The organism is Bacillus sp. ChL18, assembly GCF_026241425.1.
GTDB lineage: Bacteria > Bacillota > Bacilli > Bacillales > Bacillaceae > Bacillus > Bacillus velezensis.
The window spans coordinates 1,434,117-1,455,270 of record NZ_JAPHWE010000001.1 but is presented as its reverse complement, the minus strand read 5'-3'; the positions used below and the strand labels follow the sequence as shown (position 1 = coordinate 1,455,270).

At 46.1% G+C, this 21,154-nt stretch carries 21 protein-coding genes; all 21 read left to right on the top strand.

The window, feature by feature from the left end; all coding sequences use genetic code 11:
• Positions 1-62: 62 nt before the first annotated feature.
• Entirely contained in the window at positions 63-410 is a 348-nt protein-coding gene (gene rplS / locus OQ477_RS07205) for a 50S ribosomal protein L19 (protein WP_003154288.1), read from the top strand.
• 142 nt (positions 411-552) lie between these two features.
• The gene (ylqF, locus tag OQ477_RS07200) at positions 553-1,401 is read left to right on the top strand and encodes a ribosome biogenesis GTPase YlqF (protein WP_007611396.1); all 849 of its coding nucleotides are present in this window, start codon (positions 553-555) and stop codon (positions 1,399-1,401) included.
• Between the two features lie 72 nt (positions 1,402-1,473).
• Complete coding sequence (locus OQ477_RS07195; RefSeq protein ID WP_007611398.1) at positions 1,474-2,241, top strand: ribonuclease HII; 768 nt, start codon at positions 1,474-1,476, stop codon at positions 2,239-2,241.
• Between the two features lie 16 nt (positions 2,242-2,257).
• Positions 2,258-3,961, top strand: a complete 1,704-nt coding sequence (locus OQ477_RS07190) for a glycosyl transferase (RefSeq protein WP_265971962.1) — start codon at positions 2,258-2,260, stop codon at positions 3,959-3,961.
• On the top strand, positions 3,958-4,239 hold the full coding sequence (locus tag OQ477_RS07185) for a FlhB-like flagellar biosynthesis protein (protein ID WP_014417762.1): 282 nt from the start codon (positions 3,958-3,960) through the stop codon (positions 4,237-4,239). The genes OQ477_RS07190 and OQ477_RS07185 overlap by 4 nt, the downstream gene beginning before the upstream one ends.
• 174 nt (positions 4,240-4,413) lie before the next feature.
• Positions 4,414-5,571 (top strand): ADP-forming succinate--CoA ligase subunit beta, encoded by a 1,158-nt coding sequence (gene sucC, locus OQ477_RS07180; RefSeq protein WP_003154283.1) that lies wholly within the window; start codon positions 4,414-4,416, stop codon positions 5,569-5,571.
• A 28-nt stretch (positions 5,572-5,599) separates the two neighbouring features.
• Positions 5,600-6,502: a succinate--CoA ligase subunit alpha gene (gene sucD, locus OQ477_RS07175; RefSeq protein WP_003154281.1), complete on the top strand. Its 903-nt coding sequence runs from the start codon at positions 5,600-5,602 to the stop codon at positions 6,500-6,502.
• A 65-nt stretch (positions 6,503-6,567) separates the two neighbouring features.
• Complete coding sequence (dprA, locus tag OQ477_RS07170; RefSeq protein WP_265971961.1) at positions 6,568-7,467, top strand: DNA-processing protein DprA; 900 nt, start codon at positions 6,568-6,570, stop codon at positions 7,465-7,467.
• Between the two features lie 181 nt (positions 7,468-7,648).
• Positions 7,649-9,724, top strand: coding sequence for a type I DNA topoisomerase (gene topA, locus OQ477_RS07165; protein ID WP_265971960.1), 2,076 nt, complete (start codon positions 7,649-7,651; stop codon positions 9,722-9,724).
• Between the two features lie 64 nt (positions 9,725-9,788).
• A complete protein-coding gene (gene trmFO, locus OQ477_RS07160) occupies positions 9,789-11,096 on the top strand; it encodes an FADH(2)-oxidizing methylenetetrahydrofolate--tRNA-(uracil(54)-C(5))-methyltransferase TrmFO (protein WP_265971959.1) in 1,308 nt (435 codons plus the stop codon).
• Between the two features lie 69 nt (positions 11,097-11,165).
• Positions 11,166-12,083 carry a tyrosine recombinase XerC gene (gene xerC, locus OQ477_RS07155; RefSeq protein ID WP_007409774.1) on the top strand — a complete coding sequence of 306 codons (918 nt, stop codon included), beginning with the start codon at positions 11,166-11,168 and terminating at the stop codon, positions 12,081-12,083.
• Positions 12,084-12,098: 15 nt separating this feature from the next.
• A complete protein-coding gene (gene hslV / locus OQ477_RS07150; RefSeq protein WP_014417767.1) occupies positions 12,099-12,644 on the top strand; it encodes an ATP-dependent protease subunit HslV in 546 nt (181 codons plus the stop codon).
• Between the two features lie 16 nt (positions 12,645-12,660).
• Positions 12,661-14,064: an HslU--HslV peptidase ATPase subunit gene (gene hslU / locus OQ477_RS07145; protein ID WP_007611413.1), complete on the top strand. Its 1,404-nt coding sequence runs from the start codon at positions 12,661-12,663 to the stop codon at positions 14,062-14,064.
• 37 nt (positions 14,065-14,101) lie between these two features.
• Positions 14,102-14,881, top strand: a complete 780-nt coding sequence (gene codY / locus OQ477_RS07140) for a GTP-sensing pleiotropic transcriptional regulator CodY (RefSeq protein WP_003154263.1) — start codon at positions 14,102-14,104, stop codon at positions 14,879-14,881.
• 353 nt (positions 14,882-15,234) lie between these two features.
• Positions 15,235-15,624, top strand: a complete 390-nt coding sequence (gene flgB, locus OQ477_RS07135) for a flagellar basal body rod protein FlgB (RefSeq protein WP_003154260.1) — start codon at positions 15,235-15,237, stop codon at positions 15,622-15,624.
• Positions 15,624-16,076, top strand: coding sequence for a flagellar basal body rod protein FlgC (gene flgC, locus OQ477_RS07130; RefSeq protein ID WP_265971957.1), 453 nt, complete (start codon positions 15,624-15,626; stop codon positions 16,074-16,076). Before flgB ends, flgC begins: the two co-directional genes overlap by 1 nt.
• A gap of 10 nt (positions 16,077-16,086) precedes the next feature.
• Positions 16,087-16,407: a flagellar hook-basal body complex protein FliE gene (gene fliE / locus OQ477_RS07125; RefSeq protein ID WP_007409777.1), complete on the top strand. Its 321-nt coding sequence runs from the start codon at positions 16,087-16,089 to the stop codon at positions 16,405-16,407.
• Positions 16,408-16,449: 42 nt separating this feature from the next.
• Positions 16,450-18,060: a flagellar basal-body MS-ring/collar protein FliF gene (gene fliF / locus OQ477_RS07120; RefSeq protein WP_265971955.1), complete on the top strand. Its 1,611-nt coding sequence runs from the start codon at positions 16,450-16,452 to the stop codon at positions 18,058-18,060.
• Between the two features lie 12 nt (positions 18,061-18,072).
• Positions 18,073-19,089 (top strand): flagellar motor switch protein FliG, encoded by a 1,017-nt coding sequence (gene fliG / locus OQ477_RS07115; RefSeq protein WP_003154256.1) that lies wholly within the window; start codon positions 18,073-18,075, stop codon positions 19,087-19,089.
• Positions 19,082-19,837: a flagellar assembly protein FliH gene (gene fliH / locus OQ477_RS07110; RefSeq protein WP_265971953.1), complete on the top strand. Its 756-nt coding sequence runs from the start codon at positions 19,082-19,084 to the stop codon at positions 19,835-19,837. The genes fliG and fliH overlap by 8 nt, the downstream gene beginning before the upstream one ends.
• Entirely contained in the window at positions 19,834-21,150 is a 1,317-nt protein-coding gene (fliI, locus tag OQ477_RS07105; protein ID WP_101669538.1) for a flagellar protein export ATPase FliI, read from the top strand. The genes fliH and fliI overlap by 4 nt, the downstream gene beginning before the upstream one ends.
• Positions 21,151-21,154 lie beyond the last annotated feature (4 nt).

Below are 21,154 nucleotides of genomic sequence, written 5' to 3'. Positions count from 1 at the left end.
ACGATGTTCCGCTGTGCCTTGCAGTTGTGGCCAAGAGCATCTGTTGGAAGGAGTTGAAAACGATGCAAAAACTAATTCAAGATATCACAAAAGAACAGCTTCGCACTGATCTTCCTGCGTTCCGTCCTGGTGACACTTTACGTGTACACGTAAAAGTTGTTGAGGGTAACCGTGAGCGTATCCAGATCTTCGAAGGTGTTGTGATCAAGCGTCGTGGTGGTGGAATCAGCGAAACGTTCACAGTTCGTAAGATTTCTTACGGTGTTGGCGTTGAACGTACATTCCCTGTACACACACCAAAAATCGCGAAAATCGAAGTTGTACGTTACGGTAAAGTACGTCGCGCTAAGCTTTACTACCTGCGTGAACTTCGCGGAAAAGCGGCTCGTATTAAAGAAATCAGACGATAATGATAACGAACGAAAAGAGCTTGTTACCCGTAACAGGCTCTTTTTTTATATGAAATTTGTAAAAGCGGAACAAGCAACGTAAAATACATAAGAGATCATCGGAACATCCGGTTCCGGTAAATAAGGCAGGTGTCGAAGTCACATGACCATTCAATGGTTCCCGGGCCATATGGCTAAAGCGAGACGGGAAGTAACAGAAAAACTGAAATTAATTGATATCGTATACGAATTGGTGGATGCGAGAATCCCGATGTCATCGAGAAATCCGATGATTGAGGAGATTTTAAAAAATAAGCCGCGCATTATGCTTTTAAATAAAGCCGATAAGGCTGATGCGGCTGTGACTGCCCAGTGGAAGGACCACTTTCAGGAACAGGGCATTCCCTCTCTTTCAATAAACTCCGTTAACGGGCAGGGACTGCATCAAATCGTGCCGTCCTCGAAAGAGCTGCTGAAAGATAAGTTCGATAAAATGAAAGCAAAAGGCATTAGGCCAAGAGCAATCCGCGCATTAATCATCGGCATTCCGAATGTCGGCAAATCTACGCTCATTAACCGGCTGGCCAAGAAAAACATTGCCAAGACGGGAGACAGGCCCGGCATTACCACTTCACAGCAGTGGGTAAAGGTAGGCAAGGAATTAGAGCTGCTCGATACACCGGGAATTTTATGGCCTAAATTTGAAGATGAGCTTGTCGGCTTGCGCCTGGCGATCACCGGGGCGATTAAAGATACGATTATCAACCTGCAGGATGTGGCCGTCTTCGGGCTGCGCTTTCTGGAAGAGCATTATCCCGACCGCTTGAAGGAGCGCTACGGACTTCAGGAAATCCCTGAGGATATCGCCGCTCTTTTCGACGCGATCGGTGAAAAACGCGGCTGTTTGATGGGCGGCGGAATGGTTGACTATGATAAAACAACGGAAGTCATCATTCGGGACATCCGGACGGAAAAATTCGGCAGGCTTTCATTTGAAACGCCATCAGAATAAAGACGCGCAGCGATGCGGGTCTTTATTTTTTCCGCAGAACACCGATATACATAATGTAAGGGAGAAGAGAACGTGAATACATTAACCGTAAAAAGCGTAAAAGAACGCCTGCAAGAGGTCAGGGACGAAAGCGACCCCTTCCTTGCCCAATGTGAGAAAGACCCGAGAAAAAGCGTACAGACGCTTTTAGAGCAATGGCTGAAAAAGCACGCGAAGGAAAAAGCTCTTAAAGAGCAATGGCTGAACATGACGGCATACGAAAGACTGTCATCCAAAAAGGGCTTCCGCCTGATTGCGGGTGTTGACGAAGCCGGAAGAGGGCCGCTTGCCGGACCGGTTGTCGCCGGCGCCGTCATTTTGCCGGCAGAATGCGAGATTCTCGGTCTCACGGACTCGAAGAAATTGTCGGAAAAGAAGCTCGAGGAGTATTACAGCCGGATCACGGAAGAAGCGGCGGCTGTAGGAGTCGGCATTGTCCATGCGGACGTCATTGACCGGATCAACATTTATGAGGCCGCGAGACTGGCGATGGTAAAAGCCGTCAATGCTTTAACGGAAACACCTGATTATCTGCTTGTTGATGCCATGACCCTTCCGCTTGACATTCCGCAGTCATCAGTTATAAAAGGGGATGCCAAAAGTGTGTCAATTGCCGCCGGAGCCTGCATAGCAAAAGTAACGCGGGACCGTCTCATGGCTGAGTACGCCAAAACCTACCCCATGTACGGCTTTGAAAAAAATAAAGGCTACGGAACGAAAGAACATCTTGAAGCTCTTCAGGCATACGGACCGACAACTATTCACCGAAAAACGTTCGCTCCCGTTCAATCTTATTGTTAGAAAAGAGGCTTAAGACATGAACATAAGCGGCGAAATCCAAGCGGCTTTCAGACAGCTGACGGCGGAAATCCCTCCGGACCGGCAAGACGGCGGTAAAGACAGCGGCGCTCAAAGGCTGCTGTTAGGGAAGGTTCTCCGTTTGCTGGACGATCAAAGCGCTCTTATCCAAATCGGCGGCCGGACGATGCAGGGAAAACTTGAAACCGCCCTTCGTCCGCAGGCGTATTACTGGTTTTCTTACGACAAACAGCCGGCGGAAAAAACGGGCCGGCTTCATGTCATCGACCAATTCGAAGGAAGCCCGAAAACCGTTCAGGAAGCGACGGGAAGACTGTTAAACGCTCTTTCCGTCAAACCAGGCCCTGTGTCTCTGAAGATTGCCGAAACATTTATGCAGCAGCAGCTGCCCATGACGGAAAACAGCCTCAAAGCCTGTATCCGCTGGGCTGAATCGCTTCCGGCCGCCGAATTGAAAAAAGCGGCGGAAACAATCGTATTTGCGCTGAAACGGGAACTGCCCGCACATCCGGAAGTCTTGTCAGCCATTCATGCCGTTAAATATCCGGTTCCGACCCGGCGCCTCCTCTCAGGACTGCTTCAGGCAATCAATCAGGCTCCGCAATCGGCAAAAGAGCTGTCTGTGCTCAAAGAGGCGGTTTCTGACGTGTTAAACGCGGAAACGGATCTACATGCAGAACGTCTCTTGAAGAAGCTTGCCGAGGCTGCACGCATGCCGATCTCAGAAACAGGGCTGATGGATGAAGGAGAACGGACGGAATCAAAACAATCACCATTTGTCCGAGAGACTCGTGAAAACGGAAAGGCAGTCTCAAGCCAACCTTCTCCTCCGAGTGCACGGACAGATACGGAACTGCCTGAAAAAACGGCAAAACAGATTATAGAGAAATTAATGACATCGGCAGAAAAAACTGAAAACCGTCCCGTAAAAGTAACGGCGGAGATCATTAAGGCTTTCATTTCTCAAGAAAGAACATTGAAAACAACACCCGTTCTTCAAAACGCACATCTGACAGAACAGGAGGCGGCTGTTTTCGAAAAAGCCGTTCAGCTCACCGAATTGAAATATGCGGAAAAACATGATGTATTAAGCCTTTTGCAGAAAATCAAAAAAGGACTGGGCCCGCGTGATGAATTATCATTCATTACAGCGCTTGAAAAAGGCGTGTCTCCGCAGCCGGAGAAACAAGCGCTGAAAACAGCCCTCCAAGCCGTCCGGACGCTTCAAGAAGCGCCCCAATCCGTTAAACAAGAGGCGGAACCGCTTCTTCATAAATTAAACGGCCAGCTGTTTATTGAGCAGCATAACCCTTCTTTTACGCAGATGGTGCTGTCATTTCCGCTGGGAGCGTCCGCGTATGAGAATGACATCACAGTTCTCTTTAAAGGACGGAAGAAGCCGGACGGAAAACTCGATCCGTCACATTGCAGGCTCCTATTTTTGCTGCACCTTGAAACACTGCAAGAAACCGTTGTGGACTGCATGATTCAGCAAAATGTAATGACCATTACGGTTGAGACTGATTTTGAGCTTCAGGCGGCCATCGACCCTCTCGTACCGGCTTTAAAAGAAGCCGTAAAAGAAACAGGCTTCAGCCTGTCAGGCGTCACGTCTAAAAAACGGCGCCCGAAAGACCAGAGCGCTCTTGTGGAAGAGTTTATAGAAAAAGACGGCGGAAGAAAAGTGGATGTGAAAATATGAAAGAGCAAACGCCGTTAAGAAGAGCTGTCGCCCTGCATTACGACCGGCAGAAAGACCAAGTCCCGAAGGTTGTCGCAACAGGCAGGGGGCACGTGGCGGAAAATATTATAAAAGAAGCTGAGAAGGCTGGGGTCCCCATTCAGGAAGACAGAACCCTTGTCGAATTAATGCGCCATTTGACGGTTGACGATCAGATACCGGAGGCGCTTTATGAAACCGTTGCCGAAATTTTTTCATTTGTTTACAGGCTGGACGAAACCCTGAAAAACGAAAAATAAGGACCATTCATTTCCCGGACTCCGTTTAAATTTATATTTTCAATAAAATAAAAGTTAGAATGTTTGGAAGGATATAAAGATTTTGTTTTGAACCCTAGACAATTCTTCCAGTATTATATAGAATGAAAGCGCAGTCTATTTTTAGTTTTGCTACATAAGTTAGGAGGATGGGAAATGAATATCCATGAGTACCAGGGAAAAGAAGTCCTCAGAAAATACGGGGTGTCTGTTCCTGAAGGTAAAGTGGCTTTTACAGCAGAGGAAGCAGTTGAAAAAGCAGAGAGCCTGTCAAGCTCGGTTTATGTCGTAAAGGCGCAAATCCATGCTGGCGGCCGCGGCAAAGCTGGTGGGGTAAAGATTGCAAAAACAAAAGATGAAGTGAAAGAGTATGCCGAAGAACTGTTAGGCAAGACGCTCGTCACACATCAAACGGGTCCGGACGGACAAGTAATAAAACGCTTACTTATTGAAGAAGGCTGCGATATTAAAAAGGAATACTATGTCGGGCTTGTACTTGACCGCGCTACTTCAAGAATCGTTTTAATGGCGTCTGAAGAAGGCGGAACGGAGATTGAAGAAGTAGCGGAAAAAACACCTGAAAAAATTAAAAAAGCGGTAATTGATCCGGCTGTCGGCCTTCAGGGCTATCAGGCAAGGGAAATTGCATTCGCAATTAACATCCCGAAAGAGCTTGTCGGCAAAGCCGCTAAATTTATGCTCGGTTTATATAAAGCATTTGTTGAGAAGGACTGCTCCATCGCCGAGATCAACCCTCTCGTCGTTACGGGGGACGGAAACGTCATGGCGCTGGATGCTAAGCTGAACTTCGACAGCAATGCGTTATACAGACAAAAAGACATTATGGAATACAGAGATTTAGATGAAGAAGATCCGAAAGAAATCGAAGCGTCAAAATACGATTTAAGCTACATTTCCCTTGATGGAAATATCGGCTGTATGGTAAACGGCGCGGGTCTTGCAATGTCTACAATGGATATCATTAAACACTACGGCGGAGAACCTGCAAACTTCCTTGATGTCGGGGGCGGCGCAACCGCAGAAAAAGTTACGGAAGCTTTTAAAATCATTCTTTCCGATCAAAACGTAAAAGGAATTTTCGTTAATATTTTCGGAGGCATCATGAAGTGTGATGTCATCGCCGAGGGCGTTGTTGAAGCGACGAGACAAGTCGGATTGACATTGCCGCTGGTCGTGCGCCTTGAAGGGACAAACGTAGATTTAGGAAAGAAAATCCTGAATGAATCAGGCTTAAACATCACATCTGCGGAATCAATGGCAGACGGCGCACAGAAAATCGTATCCTTAGTTTAGGAAAGAATGAAAGGCAGGGGACCAGATAATGAGTGTTTTTATCAATAAAGATACAAGAGTTATTGTACAGGGGATTACAGGTTCTACCGCTTTATTTCATACAAAGCAGATGCTGGAATACGGCACGAATATCGTTGGCGGTGTAACACCTGGAAAAGGCGGAACGGAAGCGGAAGGCGTACCGGTATTCAATACGGTCGCAGAAGCGGTTCATACAACGGGCGCTGATGCGTCAGTTATTTACGTTCCGGCTCCGTTTGCGGCGGACGCAATTATGGAAGCGGTTGACGCGGAAATTGATCTTGTCATTTGTATCACTGAGCACATTCCGGTTTTGGACATGGTGAAAGTGAAGCGCTTTATGGAAGGCAAGAAAACGAGATTAATAGGGCCGAACTGCCCGGGTGTTATTACACCTGAAGAATGCAAGATCGGCATTATGCCGGGATACATTCATAAAAAGGGTCATGTAGGCGTTGTATCCCGTTCAGGAACATTAACATACGAGGCCGTCCATCAGCTTTCAGAAGCCGGCGTAGGCCAATCTACCGCTGTAGGGATCGGCGGCGATCCGGTCAACGGCACGAACTTTATTGACGTGTTAAAAGCGTTCAATGAAGATCCAGAAACACATGCCGTCATCATGATCGGAGAAATCGGCGGCACAGCTGAAGAAGAAGCGGCTGAGTGGGTGAAAGCGAACATGACGAAGCCTGTTGTCGGCTTTATCGGCGGTAAAACCGCGCCTCCGGGAAAACGCATGGGCCATGCGGGCGCCATCATCTCCGGAGGAAAAGGCACGGCAGAAGAAAAAGTCAAAACGATGAACGCCTGCGGAATTGAAGTCGCGGAAACCCCTTCTGTAATGGGTGAAACGCTGATTAAGGTGTTAAAAGAAAAAGGCTTATTTGAAACGTGCAAAACGCACTGATCGAAGCAGGGGCAGCCGTAACGGCTGTTCCTGTTTTTGCTGAAAAAAAGAGGAGGTTTCCAGATTTGGATCAAGCATCGCGCTGTTTAATGGTCTGCAGTATTAATCAAATCATTTCCCCGTCTCTTCTATTAAAATGGTGGAAAGCTGATCACTCTCTGTCTTTTTTACCGGATCCGCATCCATTAACTGTTTTATCAGAAGGGAAAACAGCCCCGGAAGCAATTTTTCGGGAAATAAAGCGCAAGAATTCGGAACTTGATGAAGTTCTGTCCGATTACCGCCGCGAAGGCATTACTGTCATTCCGATTTCATCAAGCCGCTATCCAACATGGCTTAAAGCGATTTATGATCCGCCGGCTGTCTTGTATGCAAAAGGGAACACGCTGCTTCTTGAAAAAGGCAGAAAAATCGGGATTGTAGGAACGCGGAAACCGACGGAAGACGGAATAAAAGCGGTTGGGCATCTTTCCGCCGAACTCTCAAAAAAAGGCTGGGTCATTGTAAGCGGGCTTGCATCCGGTATAGACGGATTGTCTCATAAGGCGAGCATCAGGGCAAAAGGGCTTACGATCGGCGTGATAGCCGGCGGATTCCATCACATCTATCCCCGGGAAAATCTCCTGTTAGCAGAATACATGGCTGAACACCATCTCCTACTCTCAGAACATCCTCCTGAAACAAAGCCGAAAAAATGGCACTTTCCGATGAGAAACCGCATAATCAGCGGACTAAGTGAAGGGATTGTGGTCGTGCAGGGAAAAGAAAAAAGCGGTTCATTAATCACAGCTTACCAGGCTCTCGATCAAGGCAGAGAGGTATTTGCCGTTCCGGGTTCCATATTTAATCCATATTCCGGAGGACCTATAAAACTCATTCAAGAAGGGGCGAAAGCTGTATTATGCGCAGAGGATATTGACGGAGAGCTGACCGCCCGATGCGTTCAGTATACGGAACCCTTTTGAAATATCGTTTGACAAACGGTATTGTAATATTTAATAATAGTGAGGATTTAAAGTTGCACATTATTTTCATGTATAAAATGACGTTCATCATAAAGAATGGAATGTTGAAAGCCATAAAAAGGCAGCTCTAAAATAAATTGATACTTGAAAAGAGAGAGAACACCTCTTGAGGGGGATGAAAATGTCTGATTATCTAGTCATCGTGGAATCGCCGGCAAAGGCGAAAACGATTGAACGTTATTTAGGGAAGAAATATAAAGTCAAAGCTTCAATGGGACATGTCCGGGATCTTCCGAAAAGTCAAATGGGAGTTGACATCGAACAGAACTTTGAACCGAAATATATTACGATCCGCGGAAAAGGCCCTGTTTTAAAAGAATTAAAAACAGCGGCAAAGAAAGCAAAAAAAGTCTATCTCGCGGCCGACCCCGACAGAGAAGGGGAAGCGATTGCATGGCATCTCGCACACAGCCTTGATCTGGATCTCAGCTCGGACTGCCGGGTCGTCTTTAATGAAATAACGAAAGACGCCATTAAAGAATCATTTAAACATCCGCGCATGATTAATATGGATCTTGTCGATGCGCAGCAGGCGCGCCGCATATTAGACAGACTTGTCGGATACAAAATCAGCCCGATTCTTTGGAAAAAAGTAAAAAAAGGCCTCAGTGCGGGCCGTGTGCAATCCGTTGCGCTCCGGCTGATCATCGACCGGGAAAAGGAAATCAATGACTTTAAACCTGAAGAGTACTGGACGATTACCGGCTCATTTTTAAGAGGAAAAGAGACGTTTGAAGCCGGATTTTTCGGAAAAAACGGCAAAAAGCTTCCTTTAAAAAGCGAAGAAGACGTAAAAGCCATCCTTGCTCAGCTGAAAGGCAATAAGTATACAGTTGACAAGGTTACGAAAAAAGAGCGCAAACGAAATCCCGCTCTGCCGTTTACAACGTCCACTCTGCAGCAGGAGGCTGCAAGAAAGCTGAATTTCAGGGCGAAGAAAACGATGATGATCGCTCAGCAATTATATGAAGGAATTGATCTCGGCAAAGAAGGGACAGTCGGGCTCATCACGTATATGAGAACGGACTCAACGCGGATTTCCAATACAGCCGTTGAAGAAGCGTCAGCTTTTATTGATCAGGCGTACGGAAAAGAGTACTTAGCGGGAAAACGGAAACCGGCAAAGAAAAATGAAAACGCTCAAGATGCCCACGAAGCGATCCGCCCGACTTCGGTGCTCAGAAAACCTGCCGACTTAAAAGCGGTGCTTGGAAGAGACCAGCTCAGATTATATAAGCTGATTTGGGAGCGCTTTGTTGCAAGCCAGATGGCGCCTGCCGTCCTTGATACGATGAGCGTCGATCTCAGCAATAACGGATTGACATTCCGGGCAAACGGAAGTAAAGTCAAATTCGCCGGCTTCATGAAAGTCTATGTAGAGGGTAAAGACGATCAGCTGGAAGAAAAAGACCGCATGCTTCCGGACCTTAAAGAGGGAGACACGGTTTTATCGAAAGATATTGAGCCTGAGCAGCACTTTACTCAGCCGCCTCCGCGTTATACAGAGGCGCGCCTGGTTAAAACGCTTGAAGAACTGGGGATCGGCCGTCCTTCGACATATGCGCCGACTCTTGACACCATCCAGCGCCGCGGTTACGTGGGATTAGACAATAAACGGTTTGTGCCGACTGAGCTTGGGCAGATCGTGCTGGATCTTATCATGGAGTTTTTCCCGGAAATCATTAACGTTGAATTCACGGCTAAGATGGAAAGAGACCTTGACCATGTTGAAGATGGCCAGACAGAATGGGTTCAAATCATTGACAGCTTCTATACTGATTTCGAAAAACGCGTGAAAAAAGCGGAAGCCGAAATGAAAGAAGTGGAAATTGAACCTGAATACGCCGATGAAGATTGTGAGTTATGCGGCTCCCGGATGGTTTATAAAATGGGCCGATACGGCAAATTTATGGCGTGCTCCAACTTCCCTGACTGCCGGAATACAAAACCGATTGTCAAACAAATCGGCGTAAAATGCCCTAAGTGCCATGAAGGAAACATTGTCGAACGAAAATCAAAAAAGAAACGCGTCTTTTACGGCTGTGACCGTTATCCTGAATGCGACTTCGTATCTTGGGACAAACCGATTGAACGAAAATGCCCGAAATGTGAAAATATGCTCGTAGAGAAAAAGCTTAAAAAAGGGATACAAGTCCAATGCGTCGAATGCGATTATAAGGAAGAACCACAGAAGTAGCGGTGAGCAGAGCCTTGCTCACCTTCTTTGTGTGGAAGGGACAAACAACAGGAGATGAAAAGAAATGAACCAGCAAACAGTTAATGTAATCGGAGCAGGCCTTGCCGGAAGTGAAGCGGCATGGCAGCTTGCAAAACGAGGAATTCAAGTGAAACTATATGAAATGCGGCCTGTCAGGCAGACGGCAGCCCATCATACTGATAAATTCGCCGAACTGGTATGCAGCAACTCCCTCCGTTCAAATACACTCGCCAATGCGGTAGGCGTATTAAAGGAAGAAATGCGGGCGCTTGACTCGGCAATCATTCAATCTGCTGATAAATGCTCGGTTCCGGCCGGAGGAGCGCTTGCCGTTGACCGTCATGAATTTGCGCAAAGCGTGACGGATCTCGTGAAAAACCATCCGAACGTAACGGTTCTTACTGAGGAAGTAACAGAGATTCCGGAAGGCCCGACTGTTATCGCGACCGGACCGCTTACGTCAGAATCGCTTTCACAGCAGCTGAAAGAGCTCACGGGAGAAGAGTATCTGTATTTTTATGACGCGGCGGCGCCGATTGTCGAAAAAGACAGCCTTGATATGGAGAAAGTGTACTTAAAATCCCGTTATGACAAGGGAGAAGCGGCGTACTTAAACTGCCCGATGACAGAGGAAGAGTTCGACCGTTTCTACGAAGCATTGACGACGGCTGAGACGGTACCTTTAAAAGAATTCGAAAAAGAAATCTTCTTTGAAGGCTGCATGCCGATTGAAGTCATGGCGAAAAGAGGCAAGAAAACGATGCTGTTCGGACCGATGAAACCGGTCGGACTGGAAGATCCGAAAACAGGCAAGCGCCCTTATGCAGTCGTTCAGCTCAGACAGGATGATGCGGCGGGAACGCTTTATAATATTGTAGGTTTTCAGACACATTTAAAATGGGGAGACCAAAAAGAAGTGCTTAAACTGATCCCCGGCCTTGAAAATGTTGATATCGTCAGATACGGCGTCATGCACAGAAACACATTTATCAACTCGCCGAGCCTTTTGAACCCGACATATCAATTTAAACAGCGGAACGATCTGTTTTTCGCGGGCCAAATGACCGGCGTAGAGGGTTATGTTGAATCTGCCGCTTCAGGTCTTGTAGCGGGAATCAATGCCGCCAAACTTGTGCTCGGTCAGGATCTTGTGACATTCCCGCAGGAGACGGCGATCGGAAGCATGGCTCACTACATTACGACGACAAATCAGAAGAACTTCCAGCCGATGAATGCAAACTTCGGCCTCTTAAAAGAATTGCCTGTAAAAATTAAAAACAAAAAAGAACGAAATGAAGAATACGCTAAACGCGCAATTGGAACTATTCAAACTATTTCGAAAACGATATAGCTTTTCATTGCAACTTCGATGCATTATATGATACCATTTAAAAGCCCTTCGGAGAGGGAGGTCTTCATAATGACTGAGAATGTTAACTTTTTTTTAAAGTTATTCGTTGAATATTTACAAATTGAAAAAAATTATTCACAATATACTATTGTGAATTATGTTAATTCGATTGAAGAATTTGGGATGTTTCTGCATGCTCAAAATATAAATGGAATGAAAGAAGCTGCATATCATGATGTGAGAATATTTTTGACAGAGGCTTATGAAAAAGGCCTGTCAAGAAAAACAATCAGCAAGAAAATTTCAGCTTTGAGAAGCTTCTATAAATTTTTAATGAGGGAAAAGCTTGTTGAAGAGAATCCGTTTCAGCTTGTTCATCTGCCGAAACAAGAGAAACGGATTCCGAAGTTTCTTTATGAAAAAGAACTTGAGGAACTATTCGCTGTTTCAGACAGAAGTCAGCCGTCAGGGATGCGCGATCAGGCCCTGCTTGAGCTTCTTTATGCGACCGGAATGAGGGTCAGTGAGTGCTGTACGCTTACTGTCGGCGATCTTGACCTGTTCATGGATACGGTGCTCGTTCACGGGAAAGGCAAGAAGCAGCGCTATATCCCGTTCGGCTCATATGCCCGTGATGCGCTGGAGCTGTATATCAACAGCGGAAGGCAGTGCCTGCTTGAAAAAGCAAAAGAGCCTCATGATGTGCTGTTTGTCAATCAAAGAGGCGGCCCGCTGACCGCCAGAGGAATCCGGTATATTTTAAGCGGGCTTGTAAAAAAAGCATCCGGCACTTTACATATACACCCGCATATGCTTCGGCACACGTTTGCGACTCATCTGCTGAATGAAGGGGCTGATTTAAGAAGCGTCCAGGAGCTTTTGGGCCATTCCAATCTGTCTTCTACGCAGATATACACGCATGTATCGAAGGAAATGCTGAGAAACACATATATGTCCCACCACCCGAGAGCTTTTAAAGAAAATTAAAAGGAGGCCCTTCTCATGTCATCTTTTCATGCGACAACGATTTTTGCCGTCCGGCATAACGGGAAAAGCGCTATGTCAGGAGACGGCCAGGTCACATTCGGTCAGGCTGTAGTCATGAAACATACCGCGAGAAAAGTGAGAAAGCTGTTTAACGGAAAGGTTCTGGCCGGATTTGCAGGATCTGTTGCAGACGCTTTCACACTTTTTGAAATGTTTGAGGCGAAGCTTGAAGAATATAACGGCAATTTAAAACGTGCGTCGGTTGAGCTTGCGAAAGAATGGCGCAGCGATAAAGTGCTGCGCAAGCTGGAAGCCATGCTGATTGTCATGAACCAGGATACCTTGCTTCTCGTATCGGGAACAGGTGAAGTGATTGAGCCGGATGACGGCATTTTGGCAATCGGCTCCGGCGGAAACTACGCCCTGTCAGCAGGAAGAGCGCTGAAAACCTATGCCGGAGAGAATCTGTCCGCCAAAGATATTGCAAAAGCCGCTTTGAAAATCGCGGGCGAGATTTGTGTGTACACAAACGATCAGATCATTTTGGAAGAACTTGAATAGAAAGGACTTGAGGCGCATGGAAAACAAACCGTTAACACCGAGACAAATCGTAGATCGGTTGGATCAATACATTGTAGGACAGCAGGATGCGAAAAAAGCTGTCGCCGTGGCATTAAGAAACCGCTATCGCAGAAGTCTTCTTGATGAAAAACTGAGAGACGAGATCGTTCCCAAAAACATCCTGATGATGGGCCCGACCGGGGTGGGGAAAACAGAGATCGCCAGACGGATCGCCAAGCTTACCGGTGCGCCATTTATAAAAATTGAAGCGACAAAATTTACAGAAGTCGGCTATGTAGGCAGAGATGTCGAATCAATGGTCAGAGACCTCGTTGAGACATCCGTTCGGCTCATTAAAGAAGAAAAAATCAGCGAAGTGAAAGAACAGGCTGAAGAAAATGCAAACAAACGTATAGTGCGGCTTCTCGTTCCGGGCAAGAAAAAACAAGCGGGTGTGAAAAATCCGTTTGAAATGCTTTTCGGAGGAAGCCAGGCGGCAAATGATGATGAAGCCGACCAGCAGGAAGAAGCAAGCCTTGAAGAGAAAAGAAAGCGCATGGCGCATCAGCTCGCATTGGGAGAGCTCGAAGACCATTACGTCTCCGTAGAGGTGGAAGAGCAGCAGCCGTCGATGTTTGACATGCTGCAAGGCTCCGGGATGGAGCAGATGGGCATGAATATGCAGGATGCGCTGAGCAATCTGGTGCCAAAAAAGAAAAAACGCCGCAAAATGACGGTCAGAGAAGCAAGGAAGGTTCTGACCAATGAAGAGGCAGGCAAATTAATCGATATGGATGAAGTCGGCCAAGAGGCCGTGTTAAGAGCTGAAGAGGGCGGCATTATCTTTATTGACGAAATAGATAAAATCGCAAAAAACGGAGGGGCTTCTTCCTCAGCAGATGTATCGAGAGAAGGCGTTCAAAGAGATATCCTTCCGATTGTCGAAGGATCTACCGTCGTCACGAAATACGGCTCCGTCAAAACAGATCACGTGCTGTTTATCGCAGCCGGGGCATTCCATATGGCCAAACCGTCTGATCTGATTCCGGAGCTGCAGGGCCGCTTTCCGATTCGTGTAGAATTGAGCAAGCTGACAGTAGATGATTTTGTGAAGATTCTCGTCGAACCCGATAACGCGCTGTTAAAACAATATCAGGCTTTATTGCAGACAGAAGGTATATCTCTTGAATTTTCTGACGAAGCTATTCGTAAGATCGCCGAAGTAGCTTATCATGTGAATCAGGATACGGACAACATCGGAGCGAGAAGGCTTCACACGATATTGGAACGTCTCTTGGAAGACCTGTCGTTTGAAGCGCCGGACGTGACGATGGAAAAAGTCGCTATCACGCCGCAATACGTTGAAGAAAAGCTCGGAACGATTGCAAACAACAAAGATCTAAGTCAATTTATATTGTGAAAATTTAATAAGAGGAATTCTAGGAGGATTATTTATCATGGCTTTACTACAAAAAACACGAATTATTAACAGCATGCTGCAGGCTGCGGCAGGCAAACCCGTAAACTTTAAAGAAATGGCTGAAACGCTTCGTGACGTCATTGATTCTAATATTTTCGTCGTCAGCCGCAGAGGAAAGCTTTTGGGCTACTCTATTAATCAGCAGATTGAAAATGACCGCATGAAAAAAATGCTTGAAGACCGCCAGTTCCCGGAAGAGTACACGAGAAATCTGTTCAATGTTCCGGAGACGTCTTCAAACCTTGATATCAACAGCGAATACACGGCGTTTCCTGTAGAAAACAGAGACCTGTTCCAAGCGGGCTTAACAACGATCGTGCCGATCATCGGCGGAGGAGAGAGACTGGGCACGCTCATTCTGTCCCGTCTGCAGGATCAATTTGAAGATGATGATCTCATTCTTGCTGAATACGGAGCAACCGTTGTAGGAATGGAGATTTTAAGAGAAAAAGCGGAAGAAATCGAAGAAGAGGCGCGAAGCAAAGCAGTTGTTCAAATGGCGATCAGTTCTCTGTCTTACAGTGAACTTGAAGCGATTGAGCATATCTTTGAAGAGCTTGACGGAAACGAAGGCTTGCTTGTGGCAAGTAAGATTGCGGACCGTGTCGGCATTACGCGTTCAGTAATCGTTAACGCGCTGAGAAAACTGGAAAGCGCAGGCGTCATTGAATCCAGATCACTGGGAATGAAGGGGACGTACATTAAAGTTCTGAACAACAAATTCCTTATTGAATTGGAAAACCTTAAATCTCATTAAGACAAAAGCAGGATCCCTGAAAATGGGGGTCCTGCTTTTTTTATGAACAATAGGTGAAAAGTTGCAGTTTAAAGTTGCTTATTGGAATCTGATCTGAGATAATCCATCTTGCTGTGTGAAAAAAGGAGGAAGATACAGAAATTCCGCTATTTTCAGTCTAATATTAAACAAACCCTTGTAGTACAAATATTCTAGGACTTAATACCCACATGCAAAATAGATACAATTGAGCACTTTTTTTTAGCCTAACTTCATAGACTTTAAGCCTGTTATTTCTTACAATAAGCATATGGTTTTACAATTCTCGACAAGGATTTTTAGGAGAAAAATATCTGAAATGGAGGTAAGTGGATTTGGACTTATTTTCTGGAACTATACAAAATCTTGAGAATGCCTTGGGGAGAGCGGACATTAAGCAAAAAGTCTTAACTAATAATATCGCCAATATAGATACACCGAACTATAAGGCAAAAAAAGTCTCTTTCCGAAATTTGTTAGATCAGGAAACATCCAATCTTGAGGCTGTAAAAACCGACTATCGGCACGTTGACTTTACGGGTTCGGGGGACGATTATTCTATCGTTTCCAGCAGTGATACATCGTACCAGCAAAACGGAAACAATGTCGATATCGACAAAGAAATGACAGATTTAGCCGAAAACCAAATTAATTATCAGGCTTTGGTTGAAAGAATGAGCGGCAAATTCAATTCTCTGAAAACCGTCTTGACAGGAGGAAAATAATGAGTGGCTTTCAAAGCTTAAATATTTCGGGTTCCGCTTTAACTGCACAGCGTGTCCGGATGGACGTCGTATCGTCCAACCTGGCCAATATGGATACAACGAGAGCGAAGCAGGTAAATGGCGAATGGGTGCCTTACAGAAGAAAGCTGGTATCTCTCCAATCCGGAGGCGAATCATTTTCGTCCCTTTTACATTCCAAGATGATCGGAACAGGAAGCGCGGGAAGTGGCGTAAAGGTATCTGGTGTTACGGAAGACCCGTCCGCTTTTAATCTCGTTTATGATCCGGAGAATCCTGATGCGAATAAAGACGGATATGTACAAAAACCAAATGTAGATCCATTAAAGGAAATGGTGGATCTTGTCAGCAGCTCGAGATCATATGAAGCAAACGTAACTGCATTAAACGCCTCCAAAGGCATGCTTTTGAAGGCTTTAGAAATCGGAAAGTAAGGTGATGTAAGTGGTTAACGCTATTACTCCTTTTCAGCTTCAACAAACCCAAAACACTCAAAACGTAACGAATCAATTAAACCAAACTCAAAAAACTGATTCTTCAAACCAAACAAGCTTTTCGGAGCTTTTAAAAAACTCTATTGATTCGTTAAATGAGTCACAAGTAAAATCTGACCAAATAACGAACGAACTGGCTGCAGGAAAGGATGTAAACCTTGACGAGGTCATGATCGCTGCCCAAAAAGCAAATATTTCTCTGACGGCCGCTACCGAATTCCGCAATAAAGCCGTGGAAGCCTATCAGGAAATCATGAGAATGCAGATGTAGTGGTCAGATTGAAGAGAATGACTGGAATGACCGGGGGTTAACATGAATCGTACTCTAATGCAAATGAAAACCAAAACGGCAGCGTTTTGGAACAACAGATCAAAAACACAGAAGATACTCATGGTAAGCGGCTTGGCCGCATTCATTATTTTACTCATCGTCGTTATTATTTTTACTTCGTCTGAAAAGATGGTGCCTCTTTATAAAGATTTGTCCGCGGAAGAAGCGGGGAAGATTAAAGAAGAGCTCGATACGAAAAAGGTGTCTTCTGAACTTGCTGACGGCGGCACAGTCATTAAGGTTCCTGAGAGCCAAGTGGATTCGCTTAAAGTCCAGCTTGCCGCAGAAGGCCTGCCGAAAACGGGATCAATTGATTATTCGTTCTTCGGACAAAATGCGGGCTTCGGCCTGACAGATAATGAGTTTGACGTTTTAAAGGTTGAGGCGACTCAGACCGAATTGTCAAACCTGATAAATGAAATGGACGGTATTAAAAGCTCGAAGGTCATGATCAATATGCCGAAAGAAGCCGTGTTCGTCGGTGAAGATCAGCCGGCAGCATCCGCTTCAATCGTTTTGCAGATTAAACCGGGCTACTCGCTTGATCAAAACCAGATCAACGGGCTGTACCATCTCGTTTCTAAAAGTGTTCCGAACTTAAAAGAAGATAATATCGTCATAATGGATCAAAATTCTACATATTATGACAAAAGTGACAGCGGTGCAGGGGCCGTTTCTGACAGTTATGCTTCTCAGCAAGGTATTAAGTCGCAGGTCGAAAAGGACATTCAAAAACATGTTCAGTCACTGCTCGGCACAATGATGGGGCAGGATAAGGTCGTTGTTTCCGTAACGGCGGATATTGACTTCACGAAGGAAAAACGCACTGAAGACACTGTCGAACCTGTCGATAAAGATAACATGGAAGGCATAGCGGTAAGCGCCGAAAAAGTTGCGGAAACGTATAAAGGCGACGGAGCGGCCAACGGCGGCACGGCCGGAACGGGAAGCAATGACACCGCGAACTATGCCGAGACAAACGGCGGTTCAAACAGCGGGGACTACGAAAAAAGCAGCAATAAAATCAACTATGAAGTCAACCGCATTCATAAAGAAATCGCTGAAAGCCCGTATAAAGTGCGTGATTTAGGCATTCAGGTCATGGTGGAGCCGCCTAATCCGAAAAATGCCGCTTCCTTATCAGCACAGAGACAGGCTGATATACAGAAGATTTTAGGAACGGTCGTCAGAACGTCTCTTGATAAAAACGAAACGCAAAATCAAAACCTGACAGACAATGATATCAACAATAAAATCGTTGTATCCGTTCAGCCGTTTGACGGAAAAACAAGCCTGAACACAGATTCGGCACAATCTTCAGGTCTTCCGATCTGGGTATACATTACAGGCGGCGTACTGCTTGCGGCCATTATTCTGCTTATTATTCTCCTCATCAGAAAGAAACGCTCACAAGAGGATGAATACGAAGAATATGAATATGAAACACCGTCGGAGCCGGTTCGATTGCCTGATATCAACGAAGAGAAAATTGAAACGGAAGAAACAGTCAGACGAAAACAGCTTGAAAAAATGGCTAAAGAAAAACCGGAAGACTTTGCTAAATTGCTTCGAAGCTGGCTGGACGAGGATTAGGGGGAATGGAAAATGGCGAAACGTGATCAGAACAAGCTTACAGGAAAACAAAAAGCAGCCATCCTCATGATTTCCTTAGGCCTTGATGTATCAGCTTCTGTATACAAGCATTTGTCTGAAGAAGAAATTGAAAGATTGACACTCGAGATTTCGGGAGTCAGAAGCGTCGATCATCAAAGAAAAGATGAAATCATTGAAGAATTTCATAATATCGCAATCGCACAGGACTATATTTCACAAGGCGGTTTAAATTACGCCCGCCAAGTGCTTGAAAAAGCGCTCGGAGAAGACAAAGCGGTAAGCATTTTAAACAGGCTCACCTCTTCTTTGCAGGTAAAGCCGTTTGATTTTGCGAGAAAAGCGGAACCCGAACAGATTTTAAATTTCATTCAGCAGGAACATCCGCAAACGATGGCGCTGATTTTATCCTACCTTGACCCGGTGCAGGCCGGACAGATTTTGTCTGAGCTGAACCCGGACGTTCAGGCTGAGGTGGCAAGAAGGATTGCGGTTATGGACAGAACGTCTCCTGAAATCATAAATGAAGTGGAGCGGGTCCTTGAACAAAAGCTGTCCTCCTCCTTTACGCAGGATTATACGCAGACCGGCGGCATAGAAGCCGTTGTTGAAGTGTTAAACGGCGTAGACAGAGGAACGGAAAAAACGATCCTTGATTCATTAGAAATCCAAGATCCTGAGTTGGCGGATGAAATCAAAAAACGGATGTTTGTCTTTGAAGATATTGTCACCCTTGATAACCGTGCGATTCAGCGCGTGATCAGAGACGTTGAGAACGACGACCTCCTGCTTTCATTGAAGGTTGCGAGCGAGGAAGTCAAAGAAATCGTCTTCAGCAATATGTCACAGCGTATGGTTGAAACGTTTAAAGAGGAAATGGAGATTATGGGGCCTGTGCGTTTGCGTGATGTGGAAGAGGCGCAATCAAGAATCGTGGGCGTCGTCCGCAAGCTGGAAGAAGCCGGTGAAATTGTAATCGCGCGAGGCGGAGGAGACGATATTATTGTCTAATATCATTAAACAGCAATCATCATTTTCTCCTGAACAAAAACGGCGCAAGCTTTCCTTGCAGGAAGTCAGGAAAACACATTCCCAGCAAGACCGGGAGGAACTCGAAAATCCAGAGGCTCTCATGGCTTTTGCCAAAGCAGAAGCCGACAGGGTGTCTGAAGAAGCGAAAAATCAATTTGAGCACACTCTTCAGCAGATTGAAGAAGAGAAAAACCGCTGGGCGGAAGAAAAACAAAGATTGATAGAAGAAGCAAAGGCAGAAGGATATGAAGAAGGCATGGCATTGGGAAAAGCCGAGGCTCAAGCTGAATACGCTAATCTCATCAGCCGGGCCAATGCCGTTATGGAAATGGCGAGACAGTCAGTCGAGGAAAAACTGGAAAGCGCTGAGGAAGAAATTATTGAGCTTTCCGTTGCGCTCGCTAAAAAAGTATGGCGGCAAAAAAGTGATGATAAAGAGGCTTTCCTTCTGCTGGTCAAACAGGTAGTAGCCGAAGTAAAAGATTATGATGACATCTCCATCTATGTGGACCCTGAATATTATGAGACGGTTCATCAGCATATGGACGAAATTCAGCAGCTGTTATACAAAGAATGCAGATTAAGCTTATATGCCGATGAAAAAGCCGCGAAGGGAACGTGCTCGATAGAAACTCCGTTCGGACGTGTTGATGCAGGCGTAGACACCCAGCTGATGCAATTAAAGCAAAAACTTTTAACGGCGCTTGAGGCGGGAGCGGAGCAATGAAGACACAGTATTTAATAGACTCAATTGAAACAGCGGATCCGTACAAACGCTACGGCAAGGTTAAACGGGTCATCGGGCTGATGATTGAATCAAAAGGGCCCGAAAGCTCAATCGGAGATGTTTGTCTCATTTATCCGAAAGGCCATACGAAAAAAGCAATTAAAGCTGAGGTTGTAGGCTTCCAGGATGAAAACATTCTGCTAATGCCTTATCTGGAAGCGGCCAGCATCGCGCCGGGCAGCATTGTGGAGGCCACTGGCGAGTCGCTCCGCATCAAAGTAGGCGCGGGTTTAATCGGACAGGTTGTCGACGCGTTCGGCGAACCTCTTGACGGCCGGGCGCTTCCGAAAGGTTTGTCCCCCGTTTCGACGGAACAGCCGCCGCCAAACCCGATGAAACGCCCGCCGATACGGGAAAAGATGGGTGTCGGCGTCAGATCGATTGACAGTCTGCTGACGGTAGGAAAAGGGCAGAGAATCGGGATTTTTGCCGGAAGCGGAGTCGGAAAAAGCACCCTGATGGGAATGATCGCGAAGCAGACTGAAGCTGATTTAAACATTATCGCACTCGTCGGTGAACGGGGGCGCGAGGTGCGTGAATTCATCGAGAAGGATTTAGGCGAAGAAGGACTGAAACGCTCGATAGTCGTAGTCGCGACCTCTGATCAGCCTGCCTTAATGCGTTTGAAAGCGGCGTATACGGCCACCGCCATTGCAGAGTACTTCCGCGATAAAGGCCGGAATGTGATGTTCATGATGGACTCTGTCACGAGGGTCGCGATGGCTCAGCGGGAAATCGGCCTGGCAGCGGGAGAACCGCCGACAACAAAAGGATATACACCTTCTGTGTTCGCTATTTTGCCCCGTTTGCTGGAAAGAACGGGCGCGAATGAACAAGGAACGATAACCGCTTTTTATACGGTTCTCGTTGACGGAGATGACATGAACGAACCGATTGCCGATACGGTGCGCGGAATATTAGACGGGCATATCGTTCTCGATCGGGCGCTTGCCAACAAAGGGCAGTTCCCGGCCGTGAACATCCTGAAAAGCATCAGCAGGGTCATGTCTAATATTTCAGACACATCGCATATAGAGGCGGCCAACAAATTCCGCGATCTTCTGTCAACTTATCAAAACTCTGAAGATCTCATTAATATCGGAGCTTACAAAAGAGGATCATCAAGAGAAATTGATGAAGCGATTCAGTTTTATCCGCAGCTTATTCAATTTTTAAAACAAGGAACGGAAGAACCCGCTCAATTGGAAGACAGCATTGCGGCATTGACGAGTCTGACAGGAAAAGAGGAATAAACAT